This window comes from Rubrivivax soli, from assembly GCF_049810355.1.
GTDB lineage: Bacteria > Pseudomonadota > Gammaproteobacteria > Burkholderiales > Burkholderiaceae_C > Rubrivivax.
In genome coordinates this window covers 1,566,972-1,578,953 of sequence record NZ_CP187368.1, presented here as the reverse complement: position 1 = coordinate 1,578,953, position 11,982 = coordinate 1,566,972, and the positions used below count along the sequence as shown (strand labels likewise).

Annotated in this window: 9 protein-coding genes; 2 read left to right on the top strand and 7 right to left on the bottom strand. The window is 74.0% G+C overall.

Annotated elements, in window-relative coordinates; translation table 11 throughout:
• Positions 1-14: 14 nt before the first annotated feature.
• The 5 genes from ACPOLB_RS07170 to ACPOLB_RS07150 form a co-directional block, all read right to left on the bottom strand.
• Positions 15-188, bottom strand: coding sequence for a hypothetical protein (locus tag ACPOLB_RS07170; RefSeq protein ID WP_425260616.1), 174 nt, complete (start codon positions 186-188; stop codon positions 15-17).
• A gap of 146 nt (positions 189-334) precedes the next feature.
• Positions 335-1,294: a HupE/UreJ family protein gene (locus ACPOLB_RS07165; RefSeq protein ID WP_425260615.1), complete on the bottom strand. Its 960-nt coding sequence runs from the start codon at positions 1,292-1,294 to the stop codon at positions 335-337.
• Positions 1,291-2,142 (bottom strand): peptidyl-prolyl cis-trans isomerase, encoded by an 852-nt coding sequence (locus ACPOLB_RS07160; RefSeq protein WP_425260614.1) that lies wholly within the window; start codon positions 2,140-2,142, stop codon positions 1,291-1,293. The genes ACPOLB_RS07165 and ACPOLB_RS07160 overlap by 4 nt, the downstream gene beginning before the upstream one ends.
• A gap of 120 nt (positions 2,143-2,262) precedes the next feature.
• Positions 2,263-4,533 (bottom strand): hypothetical protein, encoded by a 2,271-nt coding sequence (locus tag ACPOLB_RS07155; RefSeq protein ID WP_425260613.1) that lies wholly within the window; start codon positions 4,531-4,533, stop codon positions 2,263-2,265.
• A gap of 33 nt (positions 4,534-4,566) precedes the next feature.
• Entirely contained in the window at positions 4,567-5,052 is a 486-nt protein-coding gene (locus ACPOLB_RS07150) for a copper chaperone PCu(A)C (RefSeq protein WP_425260612.1), read from the bottom strand.
• A 260-nt stretch (positions 5,053-5,312) separates the two neighbouring features.
• Between ACPOLB_RS07150 and ACPOLB_RS07145 the strand changes: the two genes are divergently transcribed.
• A complete protein-coding gene (locus ACPOLB_RS07145; RefSeq protein ID WP_425260611.1) occupies positions 5,313-5,936 on the top strand; it encodes a putative 2OG-Fe(II) oxygenase in 624 nt (207 codons plus the stop codon).
• Complete coding sequence (locus ACPOLB_RS07140; RefSeq protein WP_425260609.1) at positions 5,920-8,592, top strand: spermidine synthase; 2,673 nt, start codon at positions 5,920-5,922, stop codon at positions 8,590-8,592. The genes ACPOLB_RS07145 and ACPOLB_RS07140 overlap by 17 nt, the downstream gene beginning before the upstream one ends.
• Here the strand turns inward: ACPOLB_RS07140 and ACPOLB_RS07135 are convergent.
• Together ACPOLB_RS07135 and ACPOLB_RS07130 are read right to left on the bottom strand one after the other, a co-directional pair.
• Entirely contained in the window at positions 8,562-11,105 is a 2,544-nt protein-coding gene (locus ACPOLB_RS07135; RefSeq protein WP_425260608.1) for an ATP-binding cassette domain-containing protein, read from the bottom strand. The two genes, ACPOLB_RS07140 and ACPOLB_RS07135, sit on opposite strands and share 31 nt — an antisense overlap.
• Positions 11,102-11,980, bottom strand: a complete 879-nt coding sequence (locus ACPOLB_RS07130) for a branched-chain amino acid ABC transporter permease (RefSeq protein ID WP_425260607.1) — start codon at positions 11,978-11,980, stop codon at positions 11,102-11,104. The genes ACPOLB_RS07135 and ACPOLB_RS07130 overlap by 4 nt, the downstream gene beginning before the upstream one ends.
• Between the last annotated feature and the right edge of the window lie 2 nt (positions 11,981-11,982).

Genomic DNA, 11,982 nt, shown 5'->3' with positions numbered 1-11,982 from the left:
GTCGGCCCGGTCCTTCAGCCGGCCCAGGCGAGCACGCTGGCCGCGGCGGCGACGGCCAGGGCGGCTGCCACCGCCAGCAGCGCCAGGCCGCGTTCGCCGCGCTCGCCGCAGGTCGACGGCTGCTGCGCGTGCAGCGCGGCGTCGCGGTGCACCGCGGGCGGCAGGCTCAGCAGGGACATCGGGCTCATGGCGGCTCCTGGCGTGGCGGGAAGATCCCGTGTCCTGGATCTTCGTCCGACCGCGCCACCGCTGAAGCCGCGAAGAGCGGTGCGAACGCCGCCATCTGTGTCCGATTGCAGCGCTTGCACGCTCGCGCGTACGTGCCTCGGACCGGTCAGCCTGCCATCGCCACCACGCGCTCGATGGTCCAGAACGCCGCCATGCCGCCGATGCCGTACAGCACCGGCCGCCGCACCAGCGCAGCGCGCGGCCAGCGCGCCACCAGCGTGTGCAGCGCCCAGGCCGCGAGCACCACCAGCAGCTGGCCGGCCTCGACACCCAGGTTGAAGCTGAGCAGCGCCACCGGCAGGTGGTGCTGCGGCAGGCCGATCTGCGCCAGCGCGCCCGCGAAGCCCAGACCGTGCACCAGGCCGAACAACAAGGCCACCAGCGCCGGCCAGCGCCGCGACAGCGTCGGCCGGTCGTGCAGGGCCTCGCCGGCCACGAGCAGGATCGACAGCGCGATCGTCGCCTCCACCGGTGGCGGCCGCAGCGTCAGCAGGCCCAGCGCGCTCAGCACCAGCGTCACGCTGTGGGCCACCGTGAACGCGGTGATGGTCAGCACCAGCTGGCGGCGGAAGCCCACCAGGAACAGCAGCGCCAGCACGAACAGCAGGTGGTCGATGCCGGCCAGGATGTGCTCGACGCCCAGCACGAAGTAGGCGCTGCCGATCTCGCCCCAGCCGCGGCGGTCGTCGGCGGCGCCGAAGACCTGCACCGACGGCTGGCCCGCGGTGAGCGTGAAGACGCTGTTGCGGCCGTCGAGCCACGTCACCTTCACCAGCACGGCCGAGAAGCGCCGGCCCACGCCGTCGATGGCGAGCTGGCCGGTCAGGCCCGCCTCGCCGCAGCGCACGACGCCGGGTTCGGCGCGGCAGGGTTCGGGCCAGACGGGGCGCAGTTCGTCGTCGGAGGTGCGCAGCCCGGCCGTCCACTGCCACAGGAACTGGCCGCGTGCGGTCTCGCTGAGCTGCAGTTCGGCCATGCTGATCTCGTGCGCCGGGGCTGCGGTGGCCGCCAGCAGCCCGAGCACGCAGGCGGCCACCCGGGCCAGCGCGCGCAGCAGCGCCGTCATCGCGCCGGCTCCGCGACCACCACGGTGTACTTCTGCGCCATCGCCTTCACGGCGGCGGCGCGCTGCTCGGCCATCACGGCATCGGTCCAGTCGGCCAGCACCACGCCGCGCAGGGCCTCGAAGTCGGCCGGCTTCGCCGCGGTCAGGGCCTGCAACTGCAGCACGCGCCAGCCGTCGCGGTGCGGCAGCGCCTGCCACGTGCCCGGCGGCAGCGCGGCCAGCGCCTGGGTGAAATCGGCGCCGAAGCTCTGCACCAGGTTGTCGTGCGGCCGGCCCTTGAACACGCGCAGCCCGGCCTGGGTGTCGGCAGCGGAGGCCGCCCCATCCGGCGCACCGGCGTTCAGCGTCGCGGCGAAGCTGCGCGCGGTGGCCTCGGAGGCGTCGCCCGCGATCACGGCTTCCAGGAAGTCGTAGCGCGCGGGGTCGTCGTACTTGCCGCGGTGCTGCTCGAACCAGCTGCGCAGGATCTGGTCGTTCACCGGCGGGCGCTGCAGGCCGGCGTTGATCATGCTGACCGACTTGAAGATCACGCGGTCGCGGATGGCCTTGTCGCCCTTGTCCATCTGCAGCGCCAGGCCCTCGCGGTACAGCACCTCGTTGTCGAGCCAGATGCGGCGCAGCGCGTACAGCTCGTCGGCGTTGGGCTCGCGGCCGCGTGCGGCCCGGAACACGGCGCGCGCCTCCTGGTCGGCCGCGGCGTCGACGACGATGGTGCGCGGGTCTTCGGTGTCGCGGTTCAGCAGGTGGTCGGCGGCGAACACCAGCGCGCCGAGCAGCAGGAAGTGCAGCAGCGGCTCGCGCAGCCAGCGCTGCAGGCCTTGCGGCGGGGTCGGGAGCGGGAGGGTCATGGCGGAGTGCAGGGCGAAAGAACGTGGACGGAAGAACGGGGAAGGGCCCGTGCACAGGCACGGGCCCCGAAGCGGGCCACGGGCCGGGCCCCGCGGCCCGGCGACGTCGGCGGCGCGGCCTTACTTCAGGCGCGCCACCCGCGTGGCGCCGGCCACCTCGAGGAAGATCGGGTTGCTGTAGAACCACAGGTCGGCCCAGGCCGCGACGTCCAGCGCCACCATCTTCTGGCCGCCCACCACCGGCAGGTGGTTGGGGCAGCCGTCGATGCCGGTGCCGGTGTACAGCACGTCGTTGGCGGGCACGTTGGTGCCGACCGTCTTGCACGGGATGCGCAGCAGTGCACCGGCCGGGTACTCGATCGTGCTGCTGTTCTTGGCCCGCACCTGCGCCTGGTTGGTCCAGGCGTCGGACAGCGGATTGCCGGCCGCGTCGGTCTCGAAGGGCACGGCCGCGGGCAGGTTGGTGCCGCGCAGGCGCACGTACTGCGACGCCGTCACCGCCGGAATGCGGAAGGTCATGCGCTTGTACTCGCGCTCGCCCTTCGGGCCCGCCGCCCAGGTGCTGCCGTTGAAGGTGCGCAGCACGCCGGCGCTGGTGTTCTTCGCGGCCGCGGGCACCAGGCTCAGGGACTTGAGCTGCTGCGGGTTGGCGAGGTCGACCCAGTCGTCGGGCCAGGCGCCGGCGTAGTCGGCCGCACCGGGGGTGCGCAGGCCGGTGACCATGCCGCGGATCACGTCCACGTGGTCGAGCACCGGCGCGTCCATCGGCTGCGTGATGCCCACCTGCGCCAGCGACGGGTTCGGGAAGCTGTAGGGCGAGTAGTTCTTGCCCGCGGGGTCGCGCACGACGATCGAGACCACGACGTCGGCGCCGGGCGGCACCACCAGCTTCTCGCCCATCGAGGCGCAGCCCTTGACGTCGAAGTCGGTGTTGTTGCGCGCGGCCACGGTGGCCAGCGCCTCGACGGCGCGTTCGTCGCGGCCGACGCAGGCCACGAAGGCCAGGCGGTCGATCAGCTGGCCCGAGGCCACCCAGGTGTTGCCGGTGCGCAGGCCGTCGACGATGGTCTGCGGCGTGGGCTTGGAGCCACCGTGGCGCACCATCGTGTAGTTGCGCTGGTACTCGCCGGGCCAGAAGTCGTTGTCGCTGCGGCGGTCGTCGACGCTGAAGGCGCCGCGCGAGTGCCAGTCGGAGCTGGCGAAGAACCACCAGTTGCGGCCCTCGCCCAGCAGCGCATCCCAGACACCGCCGATCTGTGCCGCATACACGCCGGTGCCGCCGAAGGTGGTGCCGCCGGCCGAGTCGACGTTGACGCCGCTGATGGTGTTGCGGCGGATGTTGTATTCGCCGCGCTGGTCGGCCGCGCCGTGGCCGGGCTGGCTCTCGAAGCCGAAGGCCACGTTCGGGCCGGCGTTGTTGAAGTTGCGCAGGTGCTCGATGTTGAAGCCGTTGTTGCCGGCCGGGTTGAACGGGCCGGCGCGCTCCAGGTGGGCGGGCACGTAGTAGCTGCCGTCGGGGTGGTAGGCGGCCATCCACTTCACGGCCTCGACGGTCTTGTTGTGGCCCGGGTTGCCGTTGGCGCCGTTGAGCTTGAACGCGGCGGCGTTCCAGTCGGGGTCGGCGGCGTTCGGGCTGCCCGGCACCGAGCAGTCCCAGTTGTTGCCGATGCCGCTGGTGGTGGTGGTGTTGCCGCGGCTCGTGTCGCCGTTGCCGCGGTCGAAGCAGTAGGCCCATTGCGCCAGCGCGTTGGCGTTGCCCAGCGGCGTGTAGCCGGCCGTGGTGGGCAGCGGCGTGCTGTAGGTGGCGGCGGGGATCTGGCCGGTGATGACCGCCATCGAGCTGTGCTCGTGGCCGGCGACGACCGATTCGATGCCCAGGAACAGCGGTTCGTTGCGGTAGGCGGCCAGGTACTCGACCAGCGGGTACTGGAACTCCTGCACCGCCTGCCAGCGCCACATGTTCTGGTTCGGCGCCGTGCCCGAGACCGCACCCTTGGGCTGGATGGCGGGGTTGGACTGCTGCCAGCGCGTCTGCGGGCCCAGCGGCGTCACGCCGTCGGTGGCGAACACCTGCGGGTAGGCGGGGGTCGCGAGCGCGGCGTCCTCGGGCAGGGTGCAGTTGCGGTTGCCGGTGCCGCCATGGCCGGCCTGCACGAACCAGTCGAGCCCCCAGGGCGATTCGCTCACGCGCTCCATCGAGCGCTTCACCAGCTTCTGCATCGAGACGGCGCCGTCCGAGCAGGTGCTGTGGTTGTGGAAGTCGCCGGCCAGGTAGGTGCCCTGCGTCTTGCCGCGGGCATCGGCAGGGGTGGGCAGGGCGGCAACCGTGATGGCGCCGAGCGCCGCGACCGCGGCCAGCGCGATCGGGCTCTTGGGGAAGGTGATGTGCATCGAGACAGCTCCTGGTGTGTTGCTTTGGTGGGGTCAGCGGAAACGAAAGGCGGGGAATGCAGGCAGGGCGGACGCGTTCGCCGCGGTGAAGTCGACGCTCACGCTCGCCAGCGCGACGCCGGCCTGCGCGAACTGCAGTTCCAGCGGGTAGGCACGGCCCACCTGCAGCGGTGCGTGCAGCCCGGTCAGCAGCAGGTGCGTGCCGTCCTCGCTCAGTTCGAGCGTGCTGCCCTGCGGGATCGGCAGGTCCAGCGGCGTGCCCGGCGCGGTGCCGGCCAGGCGCGCGCCGCTGGCGATCGGGGTGCGCACGCCCACCAGCCGGTCGGCGGTGTGCACCTCGTCGAACGTCATGCACAGCACGGCGGTGTCGGCGCCGGCCACGGTGGCGCGGGTCCACGGGTGCAGCACCCGCAGCGTGGCCGTCATCACTTCGCAGGCCCGGGCCGGTGCGGCCCAGCCGCAGACGGCGGCGGACAGTGCGGTTCCGAGCAGGCGGCGGCGCGCGATGTCGCGTTGCATGGCTTGTGCGTCCTTGTGTGCAGCGTGGAGCGGGCCCGACGGGCACCGGCATGCAGCGGACGATCGCGGCCCGTGGTGACAGCGGCGTGACGCGATGAAGACAGTGCCCCGCGGCAGGTGGGGTTGTGGCGGGGTTGTGGCGGGCTTGTGGCGCGCCGCGACGACTGCCGGCCTTGTCACGAAGCTGTCGCCGTGTGCGGTCCAGACTGCGCGGTTTCTTGGCTCTTGCACGCTGTGCCTGCCGCAGCGCCGACCCCCTGATGGACGACGTCTTCGGCCTCTTCCCGGTCCCGGTGATGCGCGCACGGCAGGCGCTGGACCCCGCGCTCGTGGCCGGCCTGTGTGCGCACTTCGAGCACCGGGCGGCCACCGCCAACAACGCCTCGGACCGCCTGAGCCACACCACGCTGCTGCAGCCGGGCGACAGCCCGCTGCTGGTGGCCGCGGCCTCGGTGCTGGCGCCGAAGCTGGCGGCGTTCGGCGCGCTGCTGTTCGGCGAGCGCCTGGGCTGGTCGATCAAGGAGATGTGGGTCAACGTGCTCGACACCGGCGGGCGCCAGGCCATGCACAACCATGCCAACAGCTTCATCTCGGGCGTGGTCTACCTGACGCCCACGCATGCGGACGCGCGCACGGTGTTCATGAAGTCGCCTGGCGGCGTGGAGTTCTCGTTCAAGAACGACCACGCCGGCGTGGAGCAGGGGCCCTACAACGCGGACAAGTGGGTCGGCCCCGCGCCCGAGCCGGGCGACGTGGTGCTGTTTCCCAGCTACCTGATGCACGCCGTGCCGCCGAACCCGGGCGCGCGCCGCATCACGATGGCCTTCAACGCCATCCCGACGCAACTCGACTCCTGGGGCTACCGCATTGCGTTCGCTGGCTGAGCCACGGGCACCGCAGGCAGCGGGCGCGCCGGCAGGCCAGGCGCAGTCCACGGCGCCGGTGCCGTGGTGGCTGCCGCTGCTGATGCTGGCCTCGGGCTTCGCCGGCCTGGGCTACCAGATCGTCTGGACGCGGCAGAGCGCGCTCTGGCTGGGCCACGAACACGCCGCGGTGCTGGCAGTGGTGGCGGCCTTCTTCGGCGGCCTGGCGCTGGGCGCCTTCGCGCTGGGCGCGCGCATCGAACGCAGCCTTCGGCCCGCACGCTGGTACGCCGCGTGCGAAGTGCTGATCGCGCTGTGGGCGGCGGTGCTGTGGTGGGGGCTGGCGCCCGCCAGCCAGGCGCTGGTGCAGGCGGCCGGCCCCGAGCCCGGCCCGCTGCGCCAGTGGTGGCTGGCCTTCGGCGGCAGCTTCGTGCTGCTGCTGCCGGCCACCGCGGCGATGGGCGCCACGCTGCCGGCGCTGGCAGGGCTGGTGGCCGGCCAGGGCCGGCGGGGCAGTGCCATCGCCGGCCTGTATGCCGCCAACACGCTGGGGGCGGTGGCAGGTGTGCTGGCCACGGCCTTCTGGCTGCTGCCCGCCTTCGGGCTGGCCCGCACGGCCGCGGCGTGCGCGGCGCTGAACCTCGTCTGCGCGGCGGCGGCGCTGGCCTTGCCCGTGGCCGTACCGCATGCAGCCACACCACTGCCCGCGCGCGCTCCTGCATGGCGCCTGCGCGCGCTGCTGGTGGCCACCGGGCTGCTGGGCATCGGCTACGAGGTGCTGGTGCTGCGCGTGCTGGGGCAGGTGTTCGAGAACACGGTCTACACCTTCGCGCTGGTGCTGGCCGTGTACCTGGCGGGCACGGCGCTGGGCGCGGCCGGCCACCAGCGCCGCACGGCGCGCCTCGGCCACGACGCCGGCCGCCGCGAGCAGCTGCTGCTGGCACTGGCCGGTGCCGTCGGCCTGGGGCTGGCGGCGTTGTGGAGCGCCGCGGCGCTGCGCGCGGCCGCGCAGCAGGCGCTGCTGTCCTGGGCGGTGGAGCCGATGACCGCGGCGCTGCTGGCCGAAGCCGGCGTGGCGCTGCTGGCCTTCGGGCCGCCGACGCTGGTGATGGGGGCGCTGTTCGGCCAGCTGTGCGACGAAGCGCGTGGCAGCGGCCTGGGCTTCGGCCGCGCCCTGGGCTGGAACACGCTGGGCGCGGCCGCGGCGCCGCTGGTCTTCGGCGTGCTGGCGTTGCCGCTGGGCGGCGCAAAGGCCGCGGTGCTGGCGGTGCCGGCCGCCTACCTGCTCCTGCTGGCGCGGCGCAGCTGGCGGCAGCCGGTGCCCTGGGTGCTGGCCGGCGGCACCGCCACGCTGGTGGTGCTGGCGCCGCCGCTGGTGCTGGTGGACGTGCCTGCCGGCGGGCGGCTGCTGGCGCTGCACACAGGGGCCTCGGCCACCGCGAGCGTGGTGGAAGACCGCCAGGGCGTGCGCAGCCTGCACATCGACAACCGCGCGCAGGAAGGCAGCAGCGCCACGCGCTTCGCCGACGGTCGCCAGGCGCTGCTGCCGCTGCTGCTGCACCCGCAGCCGCAGCGCGCGCTGTTCCTGGGCGTGGGCACCGGCGTCACGGCGGCCACGGCCGCGTCGCTGGCCACCGGCGCGGGGCTGGTGGTCGATGCGGTGGAGCTGGTGCCCGAAGTGCTGCAGGCGCTGCCGTTGTTCGTGCCCGCGCCGTCGCCGTCGCTGCGCCTGCACGTGGCCGACGCGCGCCGCTTCGTGCGCGCCGGCACCGCCGCCTGGGACGTCGTCGTCGCCGACAACTTCCACCCCGCCCGCAGCGGCTCGGGCGCGCAGTACACGGTGGAGCACTTCGCCGCCGTGCGCGCGCGGCTGGCGCCGGGCGGCCTGTTCTGCCAGTGGCTGCCGCTGCACCAGCTGGACACGGCCACGCTGCGCAGCATCGTGCGCAGCTTCCAGGCGGTGTACCCCGACGCGCGTGCGCTGCTGGCCACGCACAGCCTGCGCACGCCGGTGCTCGGCCTCGTGGGCCAGGCCGGGCCGGGTGGCTTCGATCCGCAGGCCCTGCAGCGCGCGCTGGCAGCGGCGGGCCGCCCGGGCCAGCCGGACGGCCCGGCGGGCTTCGGTCTGGGCGACCCGCTGGCGCTGCTGGGCAGCTTCGTTGCCGGCCCGGCCAGCCTGGCGCGCTTCGCCGCGGGCGCGCCGCTGAACACCGACGACCACCCCGTCGTGGCGCACCTCGCCCCGCGCAGCGTCTACACGCCGCAGCCGTCGCCGCAGGACCGGCTGCTGGCGTGGGTGGCGCAGTTCGCGATCGCGCCCCACGAACTGCTGCAGGCGCCGGCCGATCCGGCCCTCTCGGCGCGCCTGGGGGCGTACCTGGCCGCGCGCGACCGCTTCCTTGCCGCCGGGCGCGGCGTGCGCCCGCAGCCCGACGTGCGCGTGATGCTGGCGCAGGTGCAGGGCCCGCTGCTGGACGTGCTGCGCACCAGCCCCGACTTCCAGCCGGCGCTGCAGCCGCTGCTGGAGATGGCCGCGGCGCTGGGCGCCGCCGACCCCGCCGCCGCGCGCCGCCTGCTGCTGGAGCTGGCGGCCGTGGTGCCCGACTCCGGCGCGGTGGCGCAGGCGCTGGCTGCCGGCCCCGCTGCCTACACCGCCACCGCCGCGCCGCCCAGGTAGGCCTGGGCCAGCGCGCCGTCGGCCGCGATCCCGGCGGCCGTGCCCTGCGCCACGATGCGGCCGCCTTCGATGATGTAGGCGCGGTCTGCCAGCGCGAGCGCCAGGCCGGCCATCTGGTCCACCACCAGCAGCGTCATGCCCTCGCGCCGCAGCGCGTCGAGCGCGGCGAACAATTCGGCGATGACCTTCGGCGCCAGGCCCAGCGAGGGTTCGTCCAGCAGCAGGATGCGCGGGCGCGACATCAGTGCACGCGCGATGGCCAGCATCTGCTGCTCGCCGCCCGACAGCAGCCCGGCGCGCTGGTGCAGTCGTTCGCGCAGCCGCGGAAAGCGCTGCAGCTGCTGCTCGACCCGCTCCTCGCGATCGGCCGGGTGCAGGAAGGCGCCGAGGCGGATGTTGTCCAGCACGCTCAGTTCGGCAAAGACCTGGCGGCCCTCGGGCACCAGCACCACGCCCAGCGCCACCACCTGCTCGGCGCTCAGCGCGCCGAGGTCGCGGCCTTCCAGGTGGATGCCGCCCTGCACCGGCCGGTGCAGCCCCGCCAGCGTGCGCATCAGCGTCGACTTGCCGGCGCCGTTGGCGCCCAGCAGCGCCACGACCTCGCCCCGCCGCACCTGCAGGTCGATGCCGTGCAGCACGGGCTCGGCGCCGTAGCCGGTCACCAGTGCGCCGACGCCCAGCAGTTCGGGCGCTGCCGGCGTGGCGCCGTCGCCTGCGGCGGTCGGCGCTGCCGCACGGCGGCCTTCCAGCGCCTTGCCCAGGTAGGCGTGCTGCACGGCCGGGTCGGCCTGCACCGCAGCCGGCGTGCCGGCTGCCAGGTGCGCGCCGGCATCGAGCACCACCACGTGGTCGCTGATGGCCATCACCAGGGCCATGTCGTGTTCGACCAGCAGCACCGCGATGCCGGCATCGGCGATGCGCCGCAGCAGCGTGGCGAGCCGCTGCTTGTCGGCGCGCGAGAGACCGGCGGCGGGCTCGTCGAGCAGCAGGGCGTCGGGGTCGGTGGCCAGCGCGCGGGCGATCTCCACCAGCCGCCGGTCCACGTGCGGCAGGTCGGCGGCCAGCGTCTCGGCGCGGCCGGCGTAGCCGCAGAAGGCCAGCAGCTGCCGGGCACGCCGCACCACCTGCGGGTCGCACCGCCGTGCCGCGCCCAGCAGCGGGCCGAGCCGGCCGCGGTGCAGCGCCAGCACCACGTTGTCCTGCGCGCTCAGGCTGCCGAAGAGCTGCGAGGTCTGGAAGCTGCGGGCCACGCCGGCGCGGGCGATGTGCAGCGTGCGCTGCCCGGCGAGCGCGCGGTCGCCGAGCGCGAAGCTGCCGGCCGTGGGCACGTAGAAGCCGCCGAGCATGTTGAGCGCCGTGGTCTTGCCCGCGCCGTTGGGGCCGATGAGGCTGGTGACGGCCCCGGCGCGGGCCTGCAGGTGCAGGTCGGTGACGGCCCGCACGCCGCCGAAGTGCATGGTCAGGCCGTGCGCCACCAGCGGCTGGCGCGGGCGCTGCGGCACGGCGTCGCCACCCTCGGCCGGCGGCGCGGGCGTGTCCGGCGGCACGCTCCCGCGGCTGCGCTGCAGCAGCAGGCGCAGGCGCTGCAGCGCGCCGGCCACGCCGTCGGGCGCCAGCCACAGCACCAGCAGCAGCAGGCCGCCGAAGAACAGCAGCCGGTATTCCTCCAGCCCCGACAGCAACTCGGGCAGCAGCCCGACGATGACCGCGCCCACCAGCGGCCCGGCCACCGAGCCGGCGCCGCCGAGCATGACCACCAGCACGAACAGGATGGACTGCAGGAAGCCGAAGGTGTGCGGGGTGACGAAGCCCGACAGCGGCGCGAACAGCGCGCCCGCCGCCGCGGCGCACGCGGCCGAGACGGCGAAGGCCACGGTCTTCAACGCCAGCGGGTCGACACCGATCGATTCGGCCGCCGTCTCGGCGTCGCGCACCGCGCGCAGTGCCGCGCCCCAGGTCCCGCGCGACAGCCACGCAAAGCCCGCCAGCGCCACGCCTGCGGCGGCGATGGCCAGCAGCGCCATCGCGCGTTCACCCTGGGCCAGCGGCCCCAGCGACGGCGCCGCGATGCCCATCACGCCGTTCTGCCCGCCGGTGAGGCTGGCGGCCTCGACGATGGCGTGTTCGACGATGAAGCCGAACGCGATGGTGATCATCGCCAGGTACGGCCCCTTCACGCGCAGCGCCGGCAGCGCCAGCAGCGCGCCGCAGCCCGCGCCCAGCAGGGCTGCCAGCGGCCAGGCCAGCCAGAAGCTCAGGCCGGCCTTGGTGGTGAGGATGGCCACCGTGTAGGCGCCGATGGCGTAGAAGCCCACGTGCCCGAACGACACCAACCCGGCCAGGCCGAGCAGCACGTTGAGCCCGATGCCCACCAGCGCCAGCAGCGCCACGTTGGCCAGCACAAAGACCCAGTAGCCGTTGACCGTGAGCGCCAGCACGGCGCCCAGCCCCATCAGCGCCAGCACCGCGGCGATCTGCGGCGCGCTGCCCAGGCCCAGCACCGCGGGTTTCATACCTTCTTCACCTCGGCGCGGCCGAACAGGCCGTTCGGCCGCCACGCGAGTGCCGCGATGACGAGCGCGAAGGTCAGGATCTGCGTGTAGCCCGAGCCCAGCGTGGCCGTGATCAGCGCCTCCACCACGCCGAACAGCAGGCCGGCGAGCATCACGCCCCAGGCGCTGGTGATGCCGCCCAGGATGGCCACCGCGAAGGCCTTCAGCCCGAACAGCGTGCCCATGTCGGAGTGCACGTTGAACAGCGGCGCGATCAGCACCCCGGCCACGCCCGCGAACAGCGTCGACAGCGCGAAGGCCAGCGCCACCGCGCGCCGGATCGGGATGCCCATCAGCTGCGCCGCCTGCCGGTGCTGCACCACGGCCAGCAGCGCCGTGCCCCAGCGCGTGCGCCGCGACACCGTGTGCAGCACCGCGGCCAGCGCGAGCCCCACCACCGGGATCAGCAGCTGCAGCGGGTACACGCCCAGCCCCAGCCCGCCCACTTCCAGCGGCGTCTGCGCCAGCGGCGACGGCAGGCTGCGTGGTTCCTTGCCGTAGGTGAACATCACGACGTTGTCGAGCACGATGCCCAGCGCCACGGTGGCCATCAGCCAGGCGTCGGAGTCGCGGCGCACGAAGGGCCGCACCGCCAGCCGTTCGACCAGCAGGCCGTACAGCGCGCACAGCAGCAGCGCCAGCACGATGGCCGCCGGCCCGGGCCAGCCCAGCGTCTGCGCGAAGGCGTAGGTGAGCACGGCGCCGAGCATCATCGAGCTGCCCTGGGCGAAGTTCACGGTGCCGCTGACGGCGTAGGTGACATAGAAGCCCAGGGCCATCAGCCCGTACATGCTGCCCAGGCCCAGGCCGCTGATCAGCGCCGACAGCTCCAGCATCG

Excerpts from the sequence above, each read along its gene's own strand:
- ACPOLB_RS07170 (WP_425260616.1), bottom strand. The coding sequence starts at position 188 with ATGAGCCCGATGTCCCTGCTGAGCCTGCCGCCCGCGGTGCACCGCGAC.
- ACPOLB_RS07165 (WP_425260615.1), bottom strand. The coding sequence starts at position 1,294 with ATGACGGCGCTGCTGCGCGCGCTGGCCCGGGTGGCCGCCTGCGTGCTC.
- ACPOLB_RS07160 (WP_425260614.1), bottom strand. The coding sequence starts at position 2,142 with ATGACCCTCCCGCTCCCGACCCCGCCGCAAGGCCTGCAGCGCTGGCTG.
- ACPOLB_RS07155 (WP_425260613.1), bottom strand. The coding sequence starts at position 4,533 with ATGCACATCACCTTCCCCAAGAGCCCGATCGCGCTGGCCGCGGTCGCG.
- ACPOLB_RS07150 (WP_425260612.1), bottom strand. The coding sequence starts at position 5,052 with ATGCAACGCGACATCGCGCGCCGCCGCCTGCTCGGAACCGCACTGTCC.
- ACPOLB_RS07145 (WP_425260611.1), top strand. The coding sequence starts at position 5,313 with ATGGACGACGTCTTCGGCCTCTTCCCGGTCCCGGTGATGCGCGCACGG.
- ACPOLB_RS07135 (WP_425260608.1), bottom strand. The coding sequence starts at position 11,105 with ATGAAACCCGCGGTGCTGGGCCTGGGCAGCGCGCCGCAGATCGCCGCG.
- ACPOLB_RS07130 (WP_425260607.1), bottom strand. The coding sequence starts at position 11,980 with ATGCTGGAGCTGTCGGCGCTGATCAGCGGCCTGGGCCTGGGCAGCATG.